Annotated in this window: 23 protein-coding genes and 1 tRNA gene; 20 read left to right on the top strand and 4 right to left on the bottom strand. The window is 28.2% G+C overall.

The features are described 5' to 3' along the window. The first annotated feature begins 211 nt into the window (after positions 1-211). From MC378_RS13820 to MC378_RS15495, 17 genes are all read left to right on the top strand, one after another. Complete coding sequence (locus MC378_RS13820) at positions 212-400, top strand: hypothetical protein (protein ID WP_242179361.1); 189 nt, start codon at positions 212-214, stop codon at positions 398-400. 21 nt (positions 401-421) lie between these two features. Further along, positions 422-925 carry an RNA polymerase sigma factor gene (locus MC378_RS13815; protein ID WP_242179360.1) on the top strand — a complete coding sequence of 168 codons (504 nt, stop codon included), beginning with the start codon at positions 422-424 and terminating at the stop codon, positions 923-925. Then, a complete protein-coding gene (locus MC378_RS13810) occupies positions 915-1,475 on the top strand; it encodes a hypothetical protein (protein WP_242179359.1) in 561 nt (186 codons plus the stop codon). The genes MC378_RS13815 and MC378_RS13810 overlap by 11 nt, the downstream gene beginning before the upstream one ends. Before the next feature lie 222 nt (positions 1,476-1,697). Then, entirely contained in the window at positions 1,698-3,053 is a 1,356-nt protein-coding gene (locus MC378_RS13805) for a TlpA family protein disulfide reductase (RefSeq protein ID WP_242179358.1), read from the top strand. Positions 3,054-3,145: 92 nt separating this feature from the next. After that, positions 3,146-3,811 carry an acyltransferase gene (locus tag MC378_RS13800; protein WP_242179357.1) on the top strand — a complete coding sequence of 222 codons (666 nt, stop codon included), beginning with the start codon at positions 3,146-3,148 and terminating at the stop codon, positions 3,809-3,811. 291 nt (positions 3,812-4,102) lie between these two features. Continuing rightward, positions 4,103-4,861 carry a hypothetical protein gene (locus MC378_RS13795; RefSeq protein ID WP_242179356.1) on the top strand — a complete coding sequence of 253 codons (759 nt, stop codon included), beginning with the start codon at positions 4,103-4,105 and terminating at the stop codon, positions 4,859-4,861. A gap of 96 nt (positions 4,862-4,957) precedes the next feature. Next, positions 4,958-5,689 (top strand): hypothetical protein, encoded by a 732-nt coding sequence (locus tag MC378_RS13790; RefSeq protein ID WP_242179355.1) that lies wholly within the window; start codon positions 4,958-4,960, stop codon positions 5,687-5,689. Positions 5,690-5,724: 35 nt separating this feature from the next. Next, positions 5,725-6,123: a hypothetical protein gene (locus MC378_RS13785; protein WP_242179354.1), complete on the top strand. Its 399-nt coding sequence runs from the start codon at positions 5,725-5,727 to the stop codon at positions 6,121-6,123. A gap of 80 nt (positions 6,124-6,203) precedes the next feature. Then, on the top strand, positions 6,204-6,869 hold the full coding sequence (locus MC378_RS13780; protein ID WP_242179353.1) for a recombinase family protein: 666 nt from the start codon (positions 6,204-6,206) through the stop codon (positions 6,867-6,869). 313 nt (positions 6,870-7,182) lie between these two features. Further along, a complete protein-coding gene (locus MC378_RS13775) occupies positions 7,183-8,121 on the top strand; it encodes a hypothetical protein (RefSeq protein ID WP_242179352.1) in 939 nt (312 codons plus the stop codon). A 101-nt stretch (positions 8,122-8,222) separates the two neighbouring features. Next, positions 8,223-11,252: an N-6 DNA methylase gene (locus MC378_RS13770; RefSeq protein WP_242179351.1), complete on the top strand. Its 3,030-nt coding sequence runs from the start codon at positions 8,223-8,225 to the stop codon at positions 11,250-11,252. After that, the gene (locus MC378_RS13765; RefSeq protein ID WP_242179350.1) at positions 11,253-11,978 is read left to right on the top strand and encodes a hypothetical protein; all 726 of its coding nucleotides are present in this window, start codon (positions 11,253-11,255) and stop codon (positions 11,976-11,978) included. Between the two features lie 30 nt (positions 11,979-12,008). Beyond that, positions 12,009-12,842, top strand: coding sequence for a hypothetical protein (locus tag MC378_RS13760; RefSeq protein WP_242179349.1), 834 nt, complete (start codon positions 12,009-12,011; stop codon positions 12,840-12,842). Positions 12,843-12,846: 4 nt separating this feature from the next. Continuing rightward, a complete protein-coding gene (locus tag MC378_RS13755) occupies positions 12,847-13,680 on the top strand; it encodes a GIY-YIG nuclease family protein (RefSeq protein ID WP_242179348.1) in 834 nt (277 codons plus the stop codon). Between the two features lie 68 nt (positions 13,681-13,748). Continuing rightward, entirely contained in the window at positions 13,749-14,546 is a 798-nt protein-coding gene (locus MC378_RS13750; RefSeq protein WP_242179347.1) for a hypothetical protein, read from the top strand. Between the two features lie 6 nt (positions 14,547-14,552). Next, a complete protein-coding gene (locus MC378_RS13745; RefSeq protein WP_242179346.1) occupies positions 14,553-14,705 on the top strand; it encodes a hypothetical protein in 153 nt (50 codons plus the stop codon). After that, positions 14,686-16,281, top strand: coding sequence for a recombinase family protein (locus MC378_RS15495; protein WP_420851018.1), 1,596 nt, complete (start codon positions 14,686-14,688; stop codon positions 16,279-16,281). Before MC378_RS13745 ends, MC378_RS15495 begins: the two co-directional genes overlap by 20 nt. On the opposite strand, the gene MC378_RS13740 is transcribed toward MC378_RS15495, so the two are convergent. Continuing rightward, positions 16,241-16,313 (bottom strand) — tRNA-Met (locus tag MC378_RS13740). The two genes, MC378_RS15495 and MC378_RS13740, sit on opposite strands and share 41 nt — an antisense overlap. A gap of 173 nt (positions 16,314-16,486) precedes the next feature. Between MC378_RS13740 and era the strand changes: the two genes are divergently transcribed. After that, entirely contained in the window at positions 16,487-17,371 is an 885-nt protein-coding gene (gene era, locus MC378_RS13735) for a GTPase Era (protein ID WP_242179345.1), read from the top strand. Here era and MC378_RS13730 read toward each other — a convergent pair. Continuing rightward, positions 17,368-17,892, bottom strand: coding sequence for a GTP-binding protein (locus tag MC378_RS13730; protein WP_242179344.1), 525 nt, complete (start codon positions 17,890-17,892; stop codon positions 17,368-17,370). The genes era and MC378_RS13730 overlap by 4 nt on opposite strands. Before the next feature lie 82 nt (positions 17,893-17,974). On the opposite strand from MC378_RS13730, the gene der reads away from it, so the two are divergent. After that, positions 17,975-19,285 carry a ribosome biogenesis GTPase Der gene (der, locus tag MC378_RS13725; RefSeq protein ID WP_242179343.1) on the top strand — a complete coding sequence of 437 codons (1,311 nt, stop codon included), beginning with the start codon at positions 17,975-17,977 and terminating at the stop codon, positions 19,283-19,285. Here der and MC378_RS13720 read toward each other — a convergent pair whose 3' ends face one another. Further along, on the bottom strand, positions 19,286-20,011 hold the full coding sequence (locus MC378_RS13720) for a GLPGLI family protein (RefSeq protein ID WP_242179342.1): 726 nt from the start codon (positions 20,009-20,011) through the stop codon (positions 19,286-19,288). It abuts the gene before it with no gap. Between the two features lie 97 nt (positions 20,012-20,108). On the opposite strand from MC378_RS13720, the gene MC378_RS13715 reads away from it, so the two are divergent. Next, positions 20,109-22,496 carry a GAF domain-containing protein gene (locus MC378_RS13715; protein WP_242179341.1) on the top strand — a complete coding sequence of 796 codons (2,388 nt, stop codon included), beginning with the start codon at positions 20,109-20,111 and terminating at the stop codon, positions 22,494-22,496. Here the strand turns inward: MC378_RS13715 and MC378_RS13710 are convergent. Beyond that, positions 22,493-23,695: a Pycsar system effector family protein gene (locus MC378_RS13710; RefSeq protein ID WP_242179340.1), complete on the bottom strand. Its 1,203-nt coding sequence runs from the start codon at positions 23,693-23,695 to the stop codon at positions 22,493-22,495. The two genes, MC378_RS13715 and MC378_RS13710, sit on opposite strands and share 4 nt — an antisense overlap. Between the last annotated feature and the right edge of the window lie 64 nt (positions 23,696-23,759).

The following is a 23,759-nucleotide window of genomic DNA, read 5'->3' as shown; positions in this document are numbered from 1 at the left end:
TTCTAAACGGCTAAAAAAATCTTTTGAACGGTATAAATTAACCTAAAAAAAGGTCAACCTATATCAGTATAATACAAAAAAAACCTTCCATTCAATAACTTAACACAACAACTAAGAAAAACTTCTAAATTCAAAAAAAAATAAAAAAAAGTGTAATAAATCTTGTTAAAATTAATCTAAAGAGTAAACAAACTATTTAAATACACTAAAAATGAAAAGAAAGAATTTAAAAAAAATGATTTTTATTAGCTTAATCTTAATGTCTTTTGTACAAATCATTAAACATTATAGATCTATACCAGATTTTATTTACGGAGGTTTAATTGGTATTACAATAGGAATTATATTTACTAGTTTATATAAGTTGATTAAATTAAAAAATAGCACTTTAAATAGTTAATGAAAGAATGTTAATTGTCAAATGATTGATAAAAAAAAAATATTCAAGAATATTTATAAGAACTCAAAGGATAAAGTTTTTAGGCTTTGCTTAGGATTTACAGGAAACAAAATGGATGCTGACGATTTGTTTCAAGAAATTTTTATAAAAGTTTGGAATAATTTAGAGAGTTTTAGAAAAGAAAGCAGTATAAATACTTGGATTTATAGAATTGCATCAAATACCGCAATCGTTTTTGTTAGTAAACGAGCAAAATTGCTAAATAAAAAGAATTCATTAGACTTAGAAAATATAAAATTAACTGATGAAAACACCCCAATTTATTCAGACAAAAAAATGATTCAATTGTATAAAGCAATTTCAACTTTAAAAGAAAAAGATCGAATAATAATCAGTTTATTGTTAGAAAAAAATACTTATGCAGAAATCGCGGAAATTATTGGAATCAAAATTTCTAATGTTGGTGTAAGAATTAATAGAATTAAAAAAACCTTAACTAAAAAAATGAACAGTTATGGAGAATAATATAAACGAATGGACAGAATTGTGGAGTCAACAAAAAGCTGATAATTTAGATGTTGATTTGCTAACAAAACAATTGACAAAATTAGATAGAATAACAACATTTCAAAAACTGTTTTTTCTTCTTGTTACAATATTTTCAATGTACTCAATGTTAACTCATCTTTCTAAAAACATTTTTAATACTACAGCAATAATTCTTATTCTTTTGGGCTTTTTAATAATCCTTGTTCCTCTTTTTGAAAACAAACCGAATTTTAAAATTGAGAGCACTAATCAATTTATTGAAAACCAAATTAAATACTTGAAAAAAAAATTATTAATTCCTAAAGTTTATATCTTAATCTTTATTATCCTCTTTGTTCTAGCATTAAATATTGCTTTTTTAGGTGCATTTAGCGAGTTAAGAAATTCAACTAGAATATTTTTTCATTTTTCAACTTTCATACTTTTTATTATTCTATTTGTAGCAAGAAATAAAGGAGTAAAGAATTATCAAAAAAAAATATTCCCATTAATTGAAAAATTAAAACAAATTAAAAATCAAGAATAACCTTTACTTAACAACAGATAAATTAATTGCTAACTGCGAACTTACTTACAAAAAGTAATTGTAGATGTAGAATTAGAAATGTTATATCAAAAAGTTTAGTGACAAACCTTCAATTTTAAACCTTACAGATTTACCTCTTGTTCATTTATTTTGCTAACTTAGTTTTTACAAACAAAACTAAATAGATAAACCTTTGTAGCAAATTCAAAGAAACAATCATAAATGAAATTAAAATACCTTTTAATATTAATACCTTTCTTCTTATTTCATTCATGTAAAGAAGAAAATAGAGGGATTAATGTTAGCCTAAATTCAGGGAATAAGAATGATACAATTTATGTATCGGAATTAATTACAGAAAATAAAATTATTCAACTAAATAAAAAAAAACAAAGACAAAATATTCATTTAAACAATTCAACTGTTGCTGAAATATATGATAAAAATAAAGACAATAGCTATTTAACAATATTAGTAAAAAATAAAGACTTAAACATCTCTATTAAGCCAAATTCAAGTATAACAACCAATGATAAAAGTGATTCTTTATTAAACTTTTTATGGAAAAGCAATTTGTCATTTATATCCCAAAATAGTTCTTTTATATTTCTAACTAAAAATATAGATTCCATTCCAATTTTGTTTGAAAAATTTAGAAAACAAAGAGCCAACAAAATAACCAAATCAAAAAAACAAATCACTTCTGATATTGCAGATATTCTGTATTTTCAAAATGACGCACGTATTTATTCTTTTTTATTTTATCTAGGCAGAGTAGTAAAAAATTTAGACCCAAATAACAGCTATTTTGATTTCATCAAAAAAATTCCAAAAGCAAATAAAACTTTAAAATCACTACCTGATATTTATCTCTATAAATATGAAGTTGAATACCTGAGGAAAAACAAATCAATAGAAAGTATTACTGCTTTTTTAAGATATATTGAAAAAAAAACAAACAATAACGATTTAGCCGACTTTTTAAAAGCAAACTATATTAAAGCATTGATAGACATGCCCTCATATTGGGAAAAGCATGAAAAACTATTCAATACAGAAATCTTAGCTCAAACTTTAGCTTCTGAAAAAAATAATCTTTATTACAATTTGATAGAACAACCTATATCATCATTTTATGCTTCACAAAATGGAGAAATAGCTTATTTATTTCAAGCAGAAGATTTATTTGGAGATTATTTTAATTTAGAAAACTCTATAGGAAAGGTTGTTTTTATTGATGTTTGGGCTACATGGTGTGGACCTTGTATTAATCATAGACCAAAGGTTCTAGAGTTTGTTAAAAAATATAAAGATAATGATGATATAGAAATTTTATTAGTTTCTGTGGATGCTTCAAAAGACAAATGGTTATCTTTTTTAAATAAAGAAAATCAAACACTTGGTAAAAACCTATTTATAAAAAAAGGTATGCGAACCGATTTTGGAAACAACTACAATATTAAATCAATTCCAAGATATATTCTTATTGGAAAAGATGGGAAAATAATTAACTCTAATATTAACGAGCCATCATTAGCTGTAGAAAACGAAATTGAAAATGCATTAAAACAAAAATAATAGGCAACAACAATATTGATAATAAAGAATTACTTTTAAAATTAATCACATAAGAATACCTACAAAGGTAAAAACTAACACCAAATTAATAGATGAATAATTATATTAAATTTTTCAAAAGAATAAACCTTAAGTCAATCTATTTTAATTTAAAATACCTTCCCTTTAAAGATGCTATTAAATTCCCAATTATAATTTCAAACAAAGTATTTCTTCTTAAAACTAAAGGTACGGTAACAATTGATGCTCCAATAAAAACAGGAATGATTCAAATTGGATTCGGCGAAATTGGAATCTTTGACATGAAACGCTCACGAAGTATTTGGCAAGTATCAGGAAAAGTCATTTTTAAAGGAAAAACCAATATTGGTCACGGATCCAAGATTTCTATTAATAAAGATGCAGAAATAGAATTTGGTGAAAACTTTATCATTACCGCGGAATCAGAAATTGTTTCAGAAAGAAAAATTAGATTTGGTAAAAATGTTTTAATCTCATGGGATTGCTTAATTATGGACACCGATTTCCATAAAATATATGATAATACAAAGAAATTAATCAATTCTCCAGAACCTATAATTATTGGAGATAAAGTATGGATTGGTTGTCGAAATGTAATATTAAAAGGTAGTCAAATCTCAAATAACTCAATAATTGGCGCCAACTCCTTTTTAAACAAAGACATAACAAATCAATCTGGGATCTACGCAGGAAATCCTATTAAATTTATTAAAGGAGATGTAACTTGGGAAACCTAAAAAAATACATTCTATATAACTAACAACTTAAATCTTGTAATAAATTTAATTACTAATACAAGCTTAACTATAAAACAACGAGGATTTTATAACGAACCAGAAAACAGCTAATATCGATGAAAAAAGAAAAGACTCATTAACAAAAAATGTTAATGAGTCTTGCTTAGTAGCCCCAAGTGGAGTATTCTCGAACCAAATATACATTGGTTTTAAAAACCTCTACGAATTAAAACCTGTACTTGAAGAAGCAGGTTTATACCCTCTTCCAACAGATACAAACCAATTGCAGGCGTGGTAAATTATTACACTACCATACCAGTTGAATTATGTGAATACGCTTTGGTTAACAGAAAAGTTAATCATACAAAATTGTATCTATTACTTAAACTTAAATCAAGCGGACACATAAAATATGAATTAGATATTTTTGAATGTGCAAAAGATTGGGCAAATGAGTTACAACTAAACCACAAGACGATAGTAAATTGTTTTAAGTGGTTAATTAAAGAAAAATGGATTACTATAAATGGTATAAGTAAAGCCATTCACATTAAAGGCTACTCAAAATTATTTACAAAACTTAACTTCAAATCTAAAACTGCAATAAAATATGACCCAGAAAACTTTTCTGACTTCAAAGCATTCTGCTGCGCAGTAGTTATAATATATTATAGAAACAAAAAAAGATATTTTCAAAAGCAATCGGTCGCTAATATGGAGCGTACCAATACGAATTGCAAGACATATCCTAAAGGTTTCTATACAATATCTTGTAACTATTTAGCAAAATGTCTAGGAGTTAGTAAAACGACTGCCTACAACTTTAAAAAAGAAGCACACAAAGTTGGATTTATTACAAAAAAGAAAAACACCGTATTCATAACCGATGACAATGGAGAACGTTATAATAATTCTCATTATCATACTTACAAACTTTATAGAGGAAAATCAAATGCAGGTCGTATTCGTAGAGGCAGAAAGTATTTAAAGATAGTAGAAGCAGATTTAATAAAGTCTAATATCCACCTAAAAAAGAAGCGTATTTTCTAATGGAAAAAATGTAAACGGATATTATGGGTTCTAAAGGGAAACCAAGAAACCTCAACTACAATTGCCTGTGCAGAAACTACATCGTATTTTTAAGTAATGGAAGAAATTAAACAAATAGTAACAGCAAACTTTACAGAAGTAGATAAACTACTTAGTGAAGATTATATATGTGTAAGCATTATAGGAAAAGTGTACGGAGAATACGCTAGAGAAGAAATACAGAGAATAACTAGCCTTAACACATTCAGACATTACTACCATAAAAAGGCAGAAGATTGGTACGCTTGTAACATCCTGTACAGAGACATACTAAAACGTAAAGGAATTGAGAAACTGAAAGCAGACTTGCTAAATCTTGTTTCTAAACAAAATAAAAGTAAAATAGCATTGTTGGGCTATGGTAAAGAAAATGAGTTTTGCTATCGACACATTTTAAGCGATTATCTTAATGCAAACGGAATGAATGTTACCGAAGTTGAAAACGTTGATTTAACCATTCAAAAAGAATACTGGAAACAAAACCAATACAAAGCACAAGGACATTACAATTTAACTGATGAATATGTAGGTCAGATACTTGAAAAAAGCAAATGGATTTTTGCCAAAACAATGGCTAAAACGAACCCACATTGGTACACTTTACGCAAGAATTTCGGTAATAATGAACAGTTTTTGCACATAGTTGCACATATTCGATTTTATGGAATAGCAGAAATATTCGAGGGCGTTTTGTATCGTGTATTTTACTATAACGGTTATAAATACTGGGATCATCCGTGCGATATACTTAATGAAGATTGTGATTTAATCAATAGAAAACCAGTTTAAATTCAACAAAATCCAACACTCACACGCACGAAGCAATGACAAAAATTATCGATAATAGAAAACCAAGATTGAGTACAACAATAAAGAAGAAGACTATGTTAGCATCACTAACTCAAACAATGGGCAATGTATCTGCTTCTGCGGATGCCTGCTATATTAACCCAAGCACTCACTATGCTTGGATGAAAAAAGATGAGAAGTATGCAGATAAGGTTTACGAACTTAGAGAACGTGCTTTAGACTTTGCAGAAGGTGCTTTGATGAAGTGCATCCAAAACGGTAAAGAGAGTAGCATTCAATTCTTTTTAAAGATGAAAGGTAAACATCGTGGCTATGTGGAAACGAAGCACAACCTCAACACCGATATTCCAAAAGATGATATGAAAGATAAAACAGTAGAAGAACTATTAGCAATAATAAACGCAGAAGAATAAAATATGAAACCAGTCAACCAGTCAGAACAACAATTAACAGTACTTACATTTTTTAAACTAACCTTTAAAAAACGTAAGTAATGAACAAATACATAGCCTATTACAGAGTCTCGACTAAAATGCAAGGCAATTCGGGATTAGGATTAGACGCTCAAAAATCATCGGTATTAAAATTTATTAATGACGAAGATTTACTTATTGAAAGTTACACGGATGTAGAAAGCGGTAAAAATAATAATCGTCCAAATTTATTACAAGCCATTGAGGACTGTAAAAATAACGATGCAACGCTTTTAATTGCCAAACTCGATAGATTGAGCAGAAACGCTGCTTTTATCTTTACGCTTCGAGATACGCAAGTTAAATTCAAATGTGTTGATATGCCAGAGGCTAATTCCGTTACTATTGGAATTATGGCTGTACTTGCACAAGATGAACGAGAGCGAATCTCTAAACGTACTAAAGATGCTTTAGCGGAATTAATTAAGCAAGGTGTTAAATTAGGTTCGCCTCAGAACCTTAATAAAGAGGCAAGAGAAAAAGGTTTGGAGGCTCGAATGAGAAATGCACGGAATAATGAGAATAATAGAAAGGCACAAGGTTTTATTATTTCCTTGTATCAAAATGGGCTTTCTTTTTATGCTATTACTAAAGAATTAAATAAACTAGGGTATAAAACACGTAACAACAAAGAGTTTCAGCAAAATCAAGTACAACGGCTATATGATAGACACTTAAATAATTAGTACTACAACGGCACTAATTTTGCATTGAAACAAAATAAAAAAATGTAATTTTGTCTTTGAAAAAAAAAATTTAGATATAAAATAAATAGATAATTAAAATAAAGTAGCGTAATCGTATTCTGTTCTTAAGAAATCGCCAGTTTCAAATAACAGTCAAGAATACAGTTTATGGCTACGTCCGATTGGGCGTAGGCTGTTTCTGTTTGACTGTGGGCTTCTGGCGATGCCTTTAAGAATGACGTTTCAGACCTCACGCCCTTTTTCGTTTCATATAACTGCTTTTTGAGGCTGAAAGCACCTAAACATCAGTTCTATGAAAGTAGCAAAGTACATTTTATCAATTTTCTTAATTATGGGAGGTTTCGGCTTTATAGCAAAAGGAGACTTCATTGCAGGTTTATTAACTCTAATTTTAGGTGGAATACTTTTACCTCCAGTATCAGAAAAAATTAAGGAGCAAGTTATTTTGTTTCAAAACAAAAAAATACGCTACGGTATTTATATCGGATTATTGCTAATTGCTGGAGCATTTATGCCTAAAAGTGATGCGGAGGTTTTTGGAAGCAAAAAAGATGTACTAATTAATTACATCAAGAATAACAAAAACGATAAATCTCTACAAAACATAAAAAACCTCGCAGAAATCGGTAGTATGTTTGGTAATAATAACTATGCATTAAGGCATCCTCAACAAGGTTATATTTCGGAACAATACGACAGCATTAAAAAAGTAGCAGTTCTTACATTCAATCCTAAATTTGATTATAACGGTTCGGATGATATCAGTTATCTAAAAGACGATGCTAAAAACGGAAAAATCAAAGGCTATGCTTTGCAGTATGAGATTAATGAGGATGATAGTATCACTTTAAAAAAGACCACAATAACGTATGCGAAAATCATAAAAGAATTTATGACTATTAATGATGTGCCGAGTTTTGAAACTTTTGTTGATGAGGTTGCTGTTAGATACCGTAAAGAAGAAGTAATTAAAGAAGAGAAAATCGCAAATGAGCGTAGAAAATTCAATGAGATTATGGGGAATGATGAGTTTTGGAATAAATACGACCCTATTGTAAAAAAGCGAATTTACAAATTGATTATAGGTAAAAACTGCGGAGAACTACAAGAACAATTTACAATTGCTGCTGATATGTCAGAAATTAAACATTCAACTGGGAAAAGAGCAAATAAAGAACTTGAACTAATGGACTTTATCGATGAAAAAATGAGAGATTTAGACTGTTATTAAAAAAAGTTTTTTCGTTTATCCAAGCCCTGTTATAATTATTAATTAAATTTGTAGATTAGGTGCAAATTATTTAACAGGGTATTTTAAGTGAAATGGGTGTTGTGATAGATTTCTTTAATGAGTTAGGCTTCAATCTTAATAAAGATTTATTGCCTGTAAAAGTCGTTATTGAAAATTCATCAAAACTTAATGAAAAATTAAAAAACACAGCATTTTTTTTTGATAGTCCTAATCAAACTAATACTTCTTTTTATTTTATAAATGAGATACTAGATGAAAAAGAATTAAAAGAGATTAGAAAATATGTCTGGAATGAAAACAAAGCAGACCTACTTTTCTACTTAAAAAACGATAATCTAACAAAACTAGTTCTGCAATATGCTAAAGTGTCTCCAAATGTTTCTGATGATGATTGTGAACTAGATCGTTTTAATATTTCAATTGAGGAGCAAGAGAAGTTAGATAAAATTCAACGCTGGAAATTTGACAGTGGTATTTTTTGGACTAACTATCAAGAGTTTTTAATTAAAAGTAAAAAATTCAAAAGCATTGATAAAGAGTTAGTCGGAACACTTGAGGCTCTTAAAAATCAATTAAATTCTGCTTTTTCTTTAGTTTCAGATAATACCGAAAAGAAAGAAGAGTATGTCCAAGCCTTAATTGACAGAACACTTTATATAAAGTATCTTGAAGATAATCATATTATAAACTCTTTTTTTTATGAACATCACTTTAAAGACAGCGAAGTAGATTATAAAAAGTTACTATTAAATACGGATAGCATTGGATTAAATAAATTGTTTGAAATAATTCATAATATTTTTAATAATGAGTTGTTTGAAAAACCAACAATCCCGAAAAAGTATCTAAACTCAAAAATCTGTGGATTAATACAAGATTCTTTAAACCATAATATTGAAGTTGGGCAATTACGTCTTTTTGACTTTAGATTTGATATTATTCCTGTTGAATTTATCAGTTATATTTATGAAATATTCTTGACTGATAAACAAAAAGAAAATGGTATTTATTACACTCCTAAAAAACTGGCACAACTTATAGTTGATGATATTATTGTAGAAGATGAAATTGGTTCAGTTTTAGACCCATCTTGTGGCTCTGGAATGTTTTTAATTACTGCTTTTCAACGATTATTAGAGAATAGCAAGGAAGAAGAATTAAAAGATGTTGCCTCTAGGATTGAATTTAGGACTAAACTTATAAAAGATAATATTTTTGGTATTGAAAAAGAATTAACCGCCCAACGCTTTACACTTTTCTCATTATCCTTACAATTATTCAGAGGGTTAGAAAAAACACAGATAAGAGATTTTATCGCAGATCAATTAAAAAAGAAAGGTCAAGTTGAATTGTTTAAAAAACATTCTTTTTTCAATAATATACAGCACGCTAATTCTCTAGAAACCGACCTCGATAAAATTCCACATAAAGACAAAACATTTTCCTATATAGTTGGTAATCCTCCGTTTTTTGAAGTTAAGAATACTGATGAATTTAAAATAGAAATTAGTTTCATTGATAAGTTTACTTATAAAAATGACGCCACTAAATACAATGCAAAAGAAGTTGTTGGGAAACATCAGATTTCTCAATGTTTCTTTATTAAAATAAAAGATTGGAGTAATAAAAATACCAAATTTGGGTTTGTTTCAAATAGTTCCAATTTTGATAATGAGAAATCAAAAGATTTTCAAAAATTCTTTTACAGCGAATATGGCATCAAAAAAATATATGAATTATCAAGAGTAAAAAAGATATTATTTGAAAATGCCTCTGAAAGTGTTTTGGCATTAATCTTTTCTAATCAAAAAAATGATTCTGGATTAATCAAATATTACCCAGTTAAAATGGGTTTATTTTCAGAGAAACCTTTCAACTTGCTAATTATTAAAGAAGATGAATCTTTTATAATAAAACAAAATGATTTAATAAATAACGATTTTGATTTAAGAGATTTTTTAATTGGAAATTATCTTGACATTTCGTTAATCGATAAACTATCAGATAATAATTCATTAGAAGATTACTTATCTAAAAACAATAATTACTCTAGTTTCAAAGGCTTAGATGGAGTTGAATTTAACAAGTTAAAGAAGCATTACAATCTAATTGACAAAAAAATAAATTCAAAAGAAAAAGTAGAACTATACTATCAATATGCTTATGATAAATTTTTGTCGAAAACAAAAACTGATACTAACAATACTCCTTACCTGTACAGACCAGACGGAAAGATTAGTAAATTTATAATTAATAAAATTGATGGATACACCAATAAGAAACATATCATAAATGACAATTTTCAAAGGACTAGAAACCACTTTATTTATGAAGAAGAAAACATCTTATTGAATTTATTTGGAAAAAAAATTAATGCCGTATTTGTTAAAGAAACTTTTTATTTCTCAAATCTATTATTTGGTTTAAAATTAGAAGATAAAAATTATTACTATTTATTTACAGCAATAATCAACTCTAAAGTCATCGATTACTTTTTAAAACAGAAACATCAAAAACGATTTGGCAGTAATTTTTCATACTTAAATGTAAGCGCAATAAAAGAACTTCCAATCCCAAAAGAATTAAACAACAATACTGCTTTTGAAATTTCAAGAATTAGTAAAAATCTTACAGATAAAGAATATAAGTACAATAATGAAGTTCAAGAAAACTTAAATGAATTAATCTTTGATTTATATGATTTGTCCTATTTAGAAAGACAGAGAATTAAAGATTATTTTCTGAATAAGAAAGCAGTAACAACATCTAAAAATGAAATTGGAGACTATATTAAAACTTTAGAATCTTCTATTAATATTTTTCTAAAAAAACCTGTAACTTTTGAGAAAGAACACAATACAGGTTTAGGCTTACTAGCCATAAAAATTAATTTGAATGACACTTCTGACACTCCATCAGCAAAGAAGACAGGTTTATATTTACTCAATGAAATTTTTGAGCAAAATCCACAAGAAAACTTTTTAGCATCTCGTGAAAAAATTTGGGGTAAAGATTGCATCTATATTATTAAACAAGATATAAATACTAATTGGACTAAAACTAAAGCGTATGAAGATGGTCAAGAGGTACTAAAAAAACTTATGAAATAGATGGAGAAGAGAGAGTATATTAAAGTTGTAGAACCATCTTCTCCAATGCCAACAAACACAAATCATCTAAAAGATTTGAATGACAATTTTTGGAAAGAATGGGTTTTTTATTATTTGCTCGATTTCTATAAAAATCATTCAAAATTAGAACTTCAAACAATAATTAAAGAGGAGCAAACAAGAAAGCACCCAAGACCTGAGAGAGAAATAACAAAATATATAAGAAAGTATCTTAGAGATAATATAAAGTTCAGTTTACGTGGCTTTAAAGTATTTGGAGAGGTAACTAATGACGAAGATGTAGAAGGCAATTATGACATAACTTTAATTCATTCATATTGGGAAAACGAGTTTTATTTTGAATGTAAGAATTTAAGTCTTGATTCTAAAAAGTCACACATTGACAAATATGTTTATACTAAAATCTATCCGAAGAACAAACCCCCAAAAAGGGATGGTGGTGTTTATCGCTATTTTAACGGAAAATATGCACAAAATCAAAATTTTGGAGGTCTATTAGGCTTTGTATTGGCTGATGATATAAAAAGTATTAAGGATAGAATAATTCAAAAATTAGATAATCAATTTGACACTTCCCCTAATGGAGATTTAAGGCAAATAATTAATAACTCTATTCTAGCAAACGATTTTACTTTCGATAGTATTCACTCTCGTTTTAACAAGGACTTCACTTTACATCACTTGCTTTTTGAATTAAATAATTAATGCAATAGAAACTGCTTTAAAAAGACACCTATGGAATCTGAATTAATAGACCTAGAAAAAAAATTTCAACATCATTATTCATTAGTAAGAAAGCATTCTCATTATTTATGGGACTTCTATTTTGGCAATAATGGATTAGATAATGAAACTATTGATGTAACTTCTTTTTGGGTGCGTGAAGATTTAGAAAAAATGTATCGTATTGCTTGTGTTTATATGGAGACTTTAGGCTTAAATGAATTTTTAAAAGAGTTTAAAACAAAATATAGTGAAATTGTTTTAAATATCAGCGAAGCAACAAAAATAGAATGTTATCCACTTTATGATGGAGACACAGAAGAAGAAATGTATTTAATTCACGAATGGCAGAATTTTTTAAGCCCTTTTAAATTGTTTAAAATTGATAAGAAAGAAGATGAATTAATTAAATTGCATCAAATTTTAGAAAACACAAATGAAATTCTAAAAATAACTAACACTGTTGTAAAAAACGAGCATAGTATAAATAAAACAATACGTAATTTTTTGGATTTATATTATGGTAATGTAGTTCAGTATTCAGAAAGTCTCTTTAGGCATAAATTTAAGAGTTACCAACCAGATGTAATACTTTCTGACGAGGGTATTTCCATAGAATACAAATTAATCAGAACAGAAAAAGATATTGGAATTAAACTAGATGAATTACTCATTGATGCAAATAGATATGTAGGAAATCATAGAAACAAGTCTTGTATTGCTGTTTTTTGTCTCTCTAAAAAAATAACCACAACTAAAAAACAGATAAAGGAAGATTGGAGAAAAATGATGTTTCCTAAATCTTGGAGTTTTATTGTTATTAGTGATGTAGAAATAAATTGTTAAAAAAATGGGCAAAACAATCATCACGCATCTACTTGAGGGAACGCCAAAAGGAATACAAAGCCTCCAAATTAGTAATAAAAATATTATGGGTTTTGTTATCCCAAGAGCCGAACTCAAAAAGGCGAAACAATTAGAAGAATTAGTAGGCTCTCCTTGTTTGTATATTCTTATTGAAGAAAGTGAAGCCGTTAAACCTAAAGCCTATCTTGGACAGACGGATGATTTTTTAGAACGTGTTTATGAACATAACCAAAAAAAGAATTTTTGGGACAAAGCCATAGTTTTTATATCACAAGCAAGCACACTCAACAAAGCCGATATTCTGTACTTGGAATATCTAGGGATTAATCACGCAAGAGAAATTGGGAATTATAACATAGATGAGAATAAACAAAACCCAAAACACCCCAAACTACAAAGGCATACTATTGATACACTAAACGATTTCTTTGAAGATGTAAGGTTTATCACAGAATTTGCAGGGTACACTATTTTTAAGTCCAGTAGTAACAGAAATGATAAATACGAGATGTTCTACACTAAAGGGCGTAAATCTGATGCGCAAGGGTTTTACAGCGAAAATGGATTTACGGTCTTAAAAGGGAGTATTATCGCTTCTACGGTGGTTAATTCATTCGCTTGGGAAGATAAACGCAAAAAATTTATTCAAGAATACACGGAAACTATACAGGATAGCATTATGCTAAAAACAGATTACACATTTAAAAGCCCAAGTACAGCAGCAGATTTTTGTATTGGCAGTAGTAACAATGGTTGGATAGTCTGGAAGAATACAGAGGGTAAAACTTTAGATGAGGTTTTTAGAAAAAACACCTAATTGGTAATTTATTAATTTAATTTGTTTCCTAATGGTAAAATTTATATTTTTGTCTAAATTTTACTACTATGAGTATCGATAAACTAAGAGAATTAACTCCTAAATTAAAGAAGAGAGAAATTATTGATGAAATTGGGAACACACCAACTTCGTTTTTAGAATTTGTTAGCAACGAAGTATCTAGTTACAATTTAAACTACACAAAAACAGGCATAACTGCAAATATCTCTCCAAGAGCATTAACTAGATGGATTGAACAAGGGGTTGTAGTTATAAATGAATCAGATAAGGGTAAAACAAAAAGATTTAACAGGCTTGAAAGCATTTGGATAAAAATTGCTGTTCAACTACGTAAGTTTGGTGTATCATTAGAAGACTTAAAATATATTCGTACACAGTTATTTAATTATACCGTTGATGGATTTAGTATGTTTAAATTTCAAGTACTTCAAAACATACTTGAAAATCCAAAATATCTAATCATTGATGAAGATCACGAAATAGGTTTTTATCCATATAAGAACTATGCAACTCTTTCAGAGAAAGGTTATTTATATTCTCACATCAATATTAGGTTCATTGACTTTATTAGAGAAGAATTTCCTAATAATAACTTAAATCTAAATTTCGGAATTAAAGACATTGATGATAATGTAGAAAAAGTATCTCTATTGTTTTATCTTAAAACAAATGATTTTGAAGAAATGCGCATCACACTTTCTGATGGAGATATTAGACTACTTAGTAACTCATCCGAACTTAAAAAGAATAAAAATTTACTATCTACAATCCAAAATTGGGAATTTGAGAACATTAAAATCCAAATTAATGATGAGGCAGAATTTATAATTGAAAACTATAAATAGTCTGTTATGTTGAAGTTGGAAAAGTGTAAAAAGATATTGCAAGCAGGAGGCAAAAAATATTCTGATGAAGATGTAAAAAAACTACGAGACGAACTTTATAGAATGGCTAGTATAGTTAACGATGTAAAAGCAATTGAAGATGGAAAGTTGGAAGAATAAAAATGCGATAATTTACACAAGAGTAAGTACCACAGAACAAAAAGAATTTGGTCACAGTCTTGATATGCAAGAAGATTTATTGTACAGTTTTTGTCAAAAAAATGAGATTAATATTATAAAACATTTTCAAGACAATGAATCTGCAAAAGATTTTAACAGACCTGCTTTTAAAAAATTACTAGCATATTCAAAACATAACAAAAAAAGTATTGATTTAGTTCTTTGTTATGACTGGAGTAGATTTTCTAGAGATATGTTTTTAACTTTTAAAGTGATTTCTAATTTTAGTGAAATGGGCATTGAAGTTAATACAATATCCCAAAGAATAAACTACAATCAGTCATCTCATCTAACAATGCTAGGTCTTTATGCATCTCAACCTCACGTCAACAATCTAGATAAAAGTAAAGACATAAAGAAAGCGAATAATGGAGCGTTAAGGAAAGGTCGATTTATTAATAGAGCACCAATCGGTTACTATAATGACAAAGGGGCAAATTCAACTAAAATTCCATTAATTCAAAAAGATCAAAAAAAATCTAAACTTATTCAAGAGATTTTTGAAAAGTATGCGACTGGATTATATTCACAAGAAAGTTTAAGAAAAGAATACAGCAAAAAAGGAATAAAAAGAAGTAAAAGCCAATTCAGTAATATGCTTTCAAATATTACTTATATGGGTAAAGTATATGCTCCAGAATACGAGGAATTGGCTGGGGAGATAGTTAATGGAATGCATACTCCAATTGTTGATGAGGCTTTGTTTACGAAAGTTCAACAGGTTAAGTTTAAAAAAGCAAATATTAGAATAAACAGTAGAAAAAAAAGTAAGCACGAAGAGTATTTACCACTTAGAGGAGGTGTACTAAAATGCTCTAAATGTGGAGATAATCTTACAGGAAGTCCATCTAAAAGCAGAAATGGGAACTATCATTACTATTATCACTGCAACACAAGAAAAGGCTGTCGAGAACGTTTTAAAGTTGAATTAGCACACTGTGAACTAGACAAGATATTTACCTCAATAAAGCCAACTAATGAGGTCTTGGAACTATTCAAAGAAATCCTCATTGATGTGTATAAGTCAAGTCAAAATAACAGAACAAACACAGTGAAAAAGTTAAAGAAAGAGAAAATACAAATCGAAAATAAGTTAGATAACTTAACAGAGAAATTTGTAGAAGATAGTATAGACAGAGAAAGTTATAATAGACTAAAAAACAACTACAATAATCAAATAAACGAGTTAGTACTCAACATAGGCGAGTATTCAGACTACCATAAAGACACTAATATTTTCATTAATTTTGGATTGCAATTACTTTCAAACATAGATGTTTTCTACAAAAAATCAACAACGGAAATTAAAAGACGAATTATTGGTTCGATATTTTCAGAAAAATTAGTTTTTGAAAATAAAAAGTATCGAACCGCAAAATTTAACGATGCGGTTGCACTTATATTCAACAATAACAAGGAATTAGAAAGTAGCAATAATGAAAAAAGACACGCTATTTCTAACGTGTCTTACTCAGTAGCGGGAACTGGACTCGAACCAGTGACCTTCGGGTTATGAGCCCGACGAGCTACCTACTGCTCTATCCCGCGTTGTAATTTCAAAAATAACGACTTAGCTTTTAACTCTCGACCCATAAAATTCGATCCGTTATTTTCGACTGCAAAGATACAACTAAATTAAACAATCAACCAAAATTTATTTCAATTATTTTTTTCCATCAAATTTTATCATAGAAAATACAAAAACAAACTATCTTTGCAACATGATACATAAAGCTGGTTTTGTTAATATTATTGGAAATCCTAATGTAGGTAAGTCTACGCTAATGAATGCATTAGTTGGCGAAAAACTGTCAATTATTACCTCTAAAGCACAAACAACAAGACATCGTATTTTAGGAATTGTAAATCACGATGAGTATCAAATTGTTTTTTCTGATACTCCAGGAATTATAAAACCGGCCTATGAATTACAATCTTCTATGATGGATTTTGTAAAATCTGCACTTGATGACGCTGATATTTTAATTTATATGGTAGAAGTTGGCGAAAAAGAACTTAAAAACGAAGCTTTCTTTAACAAAATCATTCACAGTGAAATTCCTGTAATTCTTTTATTAAATAAAATTGATACTTCATCACAGGAAGTTGTAGAAGAAAAAGTAAATTATTGGAAAGAAAAAGTTCCTAATGCTTTTGTTTATGTAATTTCTGCTTTAGAACGTTTTAATGTAGATAGTTTATTTGAAAAGATTGTTGAATTATTACCAGAAGCTCCTGCATATTATCCAAAAGATCAATTAACAGATAAGCCAGAACGTTTTTTTGTGAACGAAAAAATTAGAGAAAAAATTTTAATTCATTACAAAAAAGAGATTCCATATTCGGTAGAAGTAGAAACAGAAGAATTTGTAGAAGAAGAAAATATAGTTAGAATTCGATCTGTAATTATGGTTGAACGTGAAACTCAAAAAGGGATTATAATAGGACATAAAGGTTCTGCAATTAAACGCGTGGGCGCAGAAGCAAGAAAAGATCTAGAAAAGTTTTTTGAGAAAAAAGTTTTTATCGAATTATATGTTAAGGTAAATAAGAACTGGAGAAGTGACAAAAATCAATTAAAACGTTTTGGGTATAATCAAAATTAATTATTGATTACTTTTATCATAAAATCGTGTAAATCTCTTATCTGATTTTTCCCTGTATCCTTTCCAATTTTACCTAAAAAATATAAAACCGTCCAAATAAAAGGTAAAAATATCAACATAATTATTGGGAAAAAAATAGGTTCTTTCAAAGAATACCGTGTATAAAACAACACTACAAATCCTAAAAAGGTAATTCCAATTACAAAATGAACAAACATAAAAAGTGTCCAAACTTGAGGTTTTGGACCAAACAATCCTTTTAAAAGTGATGTTTCATTTGTTTGTTCTAAGATTTCTAAATGCAATTGTGGAGACCAAAAGTGTTCTTCTTTTTTTGAAACTGAAATAAAAATATGTCCATCAACAATATTTCCAATAAAAGGGGTTTCTTCTTTTTTAAATTCATTTGAAAAACGATTTAACACTTTTTCGCTGCTCAGATCTAAATCAATAGAAAATCTTGGACGTAAAAAAACTTCGCTATTTCTCTTCTCTATTAAAAGGTTCTTTTTTTCATTCATAAAACACTCATTTTATAACAGTTTAAATTTACAATTAATTATCATATAGTAAATTGTATCTTTGCAAAAAAATTCAATTCAAATGAATAGTATCGTTGCCATTGTAGGAAGACCAAATGTAGGAAAGTCAACACTTTTTAATAGATTGGTTCAAAGAAGAGAAGCCATTGTAGATTCAGTTAGTGGAGTTACAAGAGACAGACATTACGGAAAATCTGATTGGAATGGTAAAGAATTTTCTGTAATAGATACTGGTGGATATATTGTTGGTTCTGATGATATTTTTGAAGAAGAGATTAGAAAACAGGTAAATTTAGCAATTGATGAAGCTGATATTATTGTCTTTGTGGTAGATGTTGAAGAAGGAATTACACCAATGGATGCAGAAGTTGCAAAACTTCTACGCAAAGTAAAAAAACCTATTTTTATTGCTGTAAATAAAGTTGACAACGCAATGCGTGATGCAAATGCTGTTGAGTTTTATAATTTAGGATTAGGAGATTATCATACAATTTCATCCATTAATGGTAGTGGTACAGGAGACTTACTAGATGCATTAGCAGAAAAAATGCCTGCACCAGAAGAAGTAGATTTAGAAAAAAAAGAATTACCAAGGTTTGCTGTTGTTGGAAGACCAAATGCAGGAAAATCGTCATTTATAAACGCTTTAATTGGTAAAGACAGAAATATTGTAACCAATATTGCTGGTACAACAAGAGATTCGATTGACACAAAATACAACCGTTTTGGTTTTGATTTTAACTTAGTAGACACTGCAGGAATTCGTAAAAAATCTCGTGTAAAAGAAGATTTAGAATTTTACTCTGTAATGAGAGCTGTTAGGTCTATAGAATATTCTGATGTAATTATTTTAGTAGTAGATGCTACTCGTGGCTTTGAAGGTCAAGATCAAAATATTTTTTGGTTGGCAGAAAAAAACAGAAAAGGTATTGTAATCCTAATTAATAAATGGGATTTAATAGAAAAAGAAACTAACACAATGCGAGACTTTGAAGCAATGGTTAGAAAACAAATAGAACCTTTTACAGATGTACCAATTGTATTTATTTCTGCATTAACAAAACAACGCTTATTTAAAGCTATAGAAACGGCAGTAGAAGTTTTTGAAAATAGAAAAAACAAAATACAAACAAGTAAGTTTAATGAGACGATGTTAGAAATCGTTAAAAATTATCCACCTCCAGCAATAAAAGGTAAATATGTAAAAATTAAGTATTGTATGCAGCTACCAACTCAGACGCCACAATTTGCATTTTTCTGTAACTTACCACAATATGTTAGAGATCCCTACAGACGTTTTGTAGAAAACAAATTAAGAGAGATTTACGATTTTAAAGGTGTTCCTATTACCATTTATTTTAGACAGAAGTAATTAATTTTCTTCCATAATTTTAGAAAAAGCCTTTATCTTTTTTTTATAAGTGGTTTTGGTCTTTGCCGTTGGTTTTAAAATATAAATATCATTTGGATTAATTTCTACTTTTGTAGCTACAAAAGTAGAATTCTTCCCTTCTATTTCTAAAATTAAACCAGACAAACCAAAATACATTTTTGGACCAAATTGATAAGGAATTTCTTCTGTATACCAAACAGTCGTTTTATTTTTGCTATCATTAACTAGCATTGCTTTTTTACAAGTATAGCCTAATATTTCTTTTTCGCCTTTAAGTAACTCCCATTTAGGTTTATCAAAATAAACCAATTCATGTGACATACTCATATTCTTTCCTTTATAAAAAATCTCTTCATTTTCTAAGTCTAAAAAATAAATATTTTCACTCCCTCCAAATGAAAAAGAAAGGTTAATTCCATCTATTGTCCTATCTCTAGATTCATCTATATCTTTTTTTGATAACGAATAAATAGATTTGTTTGATTTAAATTCTAAAATAGAAGTAACTGGTTTTGTTCTTAAAAGAGTACCGAACATCATTTTTTTAACAAAATCATTTAAATATAATTTTGTTTGAATTTCAAAAACTTTTTTTGGAGAAAGACTCCTACTTACTTTATAAAAAATTCTAGCAGAAACAATCTCTTGCGATAAAAGGCTGTTATAAAAACAAGTGATTATAAATAATAGAATAATTTTTCTCATATTTTTTTTCTAAAGTTACAAAAATGAAAGTAATACGGGTTTAAAACGACTACTATTTTACAATTTCGTAAATTTGTAAATATTAAAGTTTCAGAAAATGAAGATTATTGAATCTAGTTTTATTTCGGATGTAGAATTACCATTAGAATTAAACATTTCTTTTAGTAAAATTTTTGATTTGTATAAGAAATATGCAGATAAAGGTTTTACAAATCACCCTTTTCATGGATCAGCAATAGAGATGGTAAATCTTTTTGAAAAAAATCCAGAGCTAATTAATGGTTTTTCTGATTATTCTTTATTAGAAAAATATAGCAGTCAAATTGATTTATTGCTAAATCCATTATTTCCCGAACCTTTACTATTAAACGAAATTAAAGCTGCTAGTATTCCTTTTTCTTTTACATCGTTTAAATTTACAAATCGCTTTAAAAACTTATTAGATAATGCTGGAGAAGATTACGTATTAAGTGTACGTAACTTTCAAGAAGACAGTATGTACATTATGGCTTGTACCTTTATTTTAAGTTTGGTTTATGATTTTAAAATAGATGTAAAAAGACCTTTTTATTTTGATATTCCAGATAAAAAAACTGGAACAATAAAATACTATAGAGCGGCTTATAACGGAGATTTTACAGAAATAACAGCGACACAGAACGCACCTAAACTAACCGATAAAGATTTTAAAGAACTGTTAAATAACTTTGAAAATATAGCTCTTTGGAAAGAAAAATTCCCACCAAATAGTTACGTATTTAAAGGTTTTGGAATTATCAATTTATTTGATGTTACTGCAGAAGAGATGATTTCTTCAATAAAAGCCAATTTATTAGCTGGTGGAAATCGTTTAATTCCTAAGTTACAAAATAATTTAAGAGATTTTTACAGTATCAAAGATTTAAAATTGGGATATTCTATTTTTGACAATATCAATACAAAAATTTGTGAAACTGTTGCAAAAAAATCGAATAGTATCATACTAAATAATTCCTCTGAAATAAATTGTGATTCTGGTTACTTCTGTAACCAAATTATGGAAAAAGTTTTCGAAAAACATGAAACTTTTATCATTTCAGATGTAGAAGAATATGGTTTAAACACTCATAAAAACCTCTTTTATCAAAATCTACATAAATCTGGTTTACAAAGCATTATACTTATTCCTATTAAAGCTACAAAAAATGGAGATTTAGCATTATTAGAAATAGCATCTCCTAAAGCTTATGATTTAAATTCTGTAAACATTAATAAATTAAAAGACATTATTCCTGTTTTTGAAGCCGCAGTGAAAAGAACTTCAGAAGAAAGACAAAATGTTTTAGAAGCTACCATTCAAGAAAACTATACATCAATTCATAATTCAGTAAAATGGCGTTTTTATGAAGCTGTAGAGAAGTATCATATGGAGTCTCTAACAGATGAAAATGCAACCTTAGATGAAATTGTTTTTAATGATGTATTTCCTCTATTTGGTCAAAGTGACATCAAAAGTTCTTCAATGGCTAGAAACAATGCCATTAAAGAAGATTTAACAACACAACTTACATTAGCTATTTCTGTATTAAAAGACGCTTGTTTACATGAAAAACTTCCTATTTACAACGAATTAATGTTTCGAGTTTCTGCCTATTTAAAGGATGTTAAAAAAGGTTTAAATGCTGGAGATGAAGTTACAATTGTTGATTTTTTAAGTAGAGAAATTTACCCTGTTTTTCATCATATCAAAAACATAAACACAGAGCTTTCTAATAAAGTAAGTGTCTATATGAATCGTTTAGACAAAGAACTAAATGTTGTTTATGAAAAAAGAAAAGACTACGAAAATAGCGTTACTCTTTTAAATGATAAATTGGCTAAATTCTTAGACAATAAACAGAAAGAAGCACAAGAAATGTTTCCTCATTATTTTGAACGTTACAAAACTGACGGAGTTGAGTATAACATGTATATCGGTCAATCTATTACAAAAAATAAGACTTTTGATAGTTTATATCTATATAATCTCCGTTTATGGCAATTACAAATTACTTGTGAAATGGAAAACCTTGCGTTTTATGAACGTAAAAACATGCAACATGATTTACGAGTTGCCTCTCTAATTTTAATACATAGCAATTCTATGGCTATTAAATTTAGGATGGATGAAAAGCAATTTGATGTAGATGGAGCTTATAACATTAGATACGAAATCATCAAAAAACGTATAGACAAAGCTTATTTAAAAGGTACAACAGAGCGTTTAACTGTTCCTGGAAAAATAGCAATTGTTTATTCTCAAGACAAAGATGCTTTAGAATATATTAAATATATAAATTTCTTGCAATCTAAAAATCAATTAGGAAAAATAGAATTTCTAGAACTAGAAGACCTACAAGGAGCTTCTGGTTTAAAAGCTTTACGAGTAGAAGTTAAATATCAAAAAGATTTTGATGAAAACAAAACAATTACTTTTAATGATTTAATAAAAGAAATTGAAGCTTAAGATGCCATTCCTTGGTAATAAAAAGAAACTGCAAAGGCTAAAACACTTACCAAAATACCAATCATAAAAACGGTATAAGTAAGCCTTAAAATGCTATACTTTCTATTTAACACCAATCCTAAAAAGTATAAATCTTTAGTTAAAGATCCATACAGATAGTCTCTATCTTTCATCATTTCTTGAATTCCCCATTCAAAATCTTCTAATTTCATTTTATGAAAATTCCCAAAAAAAAGTAAGTTTACTTTTTTGTTAGCAACATCTTCTTTAGTAAATTTTCCACCAGTTACGTTTGGTCTTGTAGCCAAAACAGATAATACAATAGATGCTACAGTAAAAATGATAAAAATAATCGTAGGTATAAATAAATGTCCATTTGAAGGATTATCCAACTTTGGTAGTAAATTAGACAATGCTAAAGAAATAATAATTGCATTTACAGAAAGTAAAATATTTGCCTTAGTATCTGCAATATCACTTAAGGTGATATGATTTCTTAAAGCAACTCTAAACATAGTTTCTACTCCACGTTCAGGAACATTCCCTTTCTCTTTTTTTAATTCTAAGGCTTCCTGCTTCTGATTAAACTTTTTAATATCTTCTTTTAAATCCTTCTGAATTTTTAGCATTTTGGCTAAATTTTTTTCTTTAGGATTCGACCATTTTTTCAAAGCGTATTCTGTATTAAACTTATGATGTTTGCTGAAAAAATCAATATTTCCTTCAACCCATTCTAAATCAGATACATTTTGAAACCCTGTTAATTCCCATTCTTTTCTTAGTAAAGAAGTATAATCAAAATAATTTTTACTTGCTAAATGAGCACAATCAGCATCTACAATTATCCTTTCCAAATCATCTTTTGGTTCATGATTTATTTTTGTTGCCATAATAAGACTAGAAATAACTTCTATTCTTTCATCACTAACATCATGATTTTTTAAAAATGTAGAGGCAATTTTAACACTTTCTTTTTCATGATTTACAGCTCCTTTAATATATCCTGTATCATGAAACCAAGCAGCAATTTCTAAATTTTCTGTGGCTTCTTTATCAATACTTAAATTCTCTGCAAGTTCTTTCGTTTTCTCTACCACCCTCTGAGTATGCACCAAATTGTGATATACATATTTTCTTTCTAATTCTTTGTTTAATAAATTAAAAACATATTTTTCTGCAGCAGCAATTAGTGTACTCATATAAGGATCTTTAATAACAAAAATAGATAAAATAAAATTCACCTAAAATTATTTAATTTTTGTC

This window comes from Polaribacter marinus (assembly GCF_022662535.1).
GTDB lineage: Bacteria > Bacteroidota > Bacteroidia > Flavobacteriales > Flavobacteriaceae > Polaribacter > Polaribacter marinus.
This window is presented reverse-complemented; position numbering and strand designations above follow the sequence as displayed.

Excerpts from the sequence above, each read along its gene's own strand:
- MC378_RS13820 (WP_242179361.1), top strand. The coding sequence starts at position 212 with ATGAAAAGAAAGAATTTAAAAAAAATGATTTTTATTAGCTTAATCTTA.
- MC378_RS13815 (WP_242179360.1), top strand. The coding sequence starts at position 422 with ATGATTGATAAAAAAAAAATATTCAAGAATATTTATAAGAACTCAAAG.
- MC378_RS13810 (WP_242179359.1), top strand. The coding sequence starts at position 915 with ATGGAGAATAATATAAACGAATGGACAGAATTGTGGAGTCAACAAAAA.
- MC378_RS13805 (WP_242179358.1), top strand. The coding sequence starts at position 1,698 with ATGAAATTAAAATACCTTTTAATATTAATACCTTTCTTCTTATTTCAT.
- MC378_RS13800 (WP_242179357.1), top strand. The coding sequence starts at position 3,146 with ATGAATAATTATATTAAATTTTTCAAAAGAATAAACCTTAAGTCAATC.
- MC378_RS13790 (WP_242179355.1), top strand. The coding sequence starts at position 4,958 with ATGGAAGAAATTAAACAAATAGTAACAGCAAACTTTACAGAAGTAGAT.
- MC378_RS13785 (WP_242179354.1), top strand. The coding sequence starts at position 5,725 with ATGACAAAAATTATCGATAATAGAAAACCAAGATTGAGTACAACAATA.
- MC378_RS13780 (WP_242179353.1), top strand. The coding sequence starts at position 6,204 with ATGAACAAATACATAGCCTATTACAGAGTCTCGACTAAAATGCAAGGC.
- MC378_RS13775 (WP_242179352.1), top strand. The coding sequence starts at position 7,183 with ATGAAAGTAGCAAAGTACATTTTATCAATTTTCTTAATTATGGGAGGT.
- MC378_RS13765 (WP_242179350.1), top strand. The coding sequence starts at position 11,253 with ATGGAGAAGAGAGAGTATATTAAAGTTGTAGAACCATCTTCTCCAATG.
- MC378_RS13760 (WP_242179349.1), top strand. The coding sequence starts at position 12,009 with ATGGAATCTGAATTAATAGACCTAGAAAAAAAATTTCAACATCATTAT.
- MC378_RS13755 (WP_242179348.1), top strand. The coding sequence starts at position 12,847 with ATGGGCAAAACAATCATCACGCATCTACTTGAGGGAACGCCAAAAGGA.
- MC378_RS13750 (WP_242179347.1), top strand. The coding sequence starts at position 13,749 with ATGAGTATCGATAAACTAAGAGAATTAACTCCTAAATTAAAGAAGAGA.
- MC378_RS13745 (WP_242179346.1), top strand. The coding sequence starts at position 14,553 with ATGTTGAAGTTGGAAAAGTGTAAAAAGATATTGCAAGCAGGAGGCAAA.
- MC378_RS15495 (WP_420851018.1), top strand. The coding sequence starts at position 14,686 with ATGGAAAGTTGGAAGAATAAAAATGCGATAATTTACACAAGAGTAAGT.
- era (WP_242179345.1), top strand. The coding sequence starts at position 16,487 with ATGATACATAAAGCTGGTTTTGTTAATATTATTGGAAATCCTAATGTA.
- MC378_RS13730 (WP_242179344.1), bottom strand. The coding sequence starts at position 17,892 with ATGAATGAAAAAAAGAACCTTTTAATAGAGAAGAGAAATAGCGAAGTT.
- der (WP_242179343.1), top strand. The coding sequence starts at position 17,975 with ATGAATAGTATCGTTGCCATTGTAGGAAGACCAAATGTAGGAAAGTCA.
- MC378_RS13720 (WP_242179342.1), bottom strand. The coding sequence starts at position 20,011 with ATGAGAAAAATTATTCTATTATTTATAATCACTTGTTTTTATAACAGC.
- MC378_RS13715 (WP_242179341.1), top strand. The coding sequence starts at position 20,109 with ATGAAGATTATTGAATCTAGTTTTATTTCGGATGTAGAATTACCATTA.
- MC378_RS13710 (WP_242179340.1), bottom strand. The coding sequence starts at position 23,695 with ATGAGTACACTAATTGCTGCTGCAGAAAAATATGTTTTTAATTTATTA.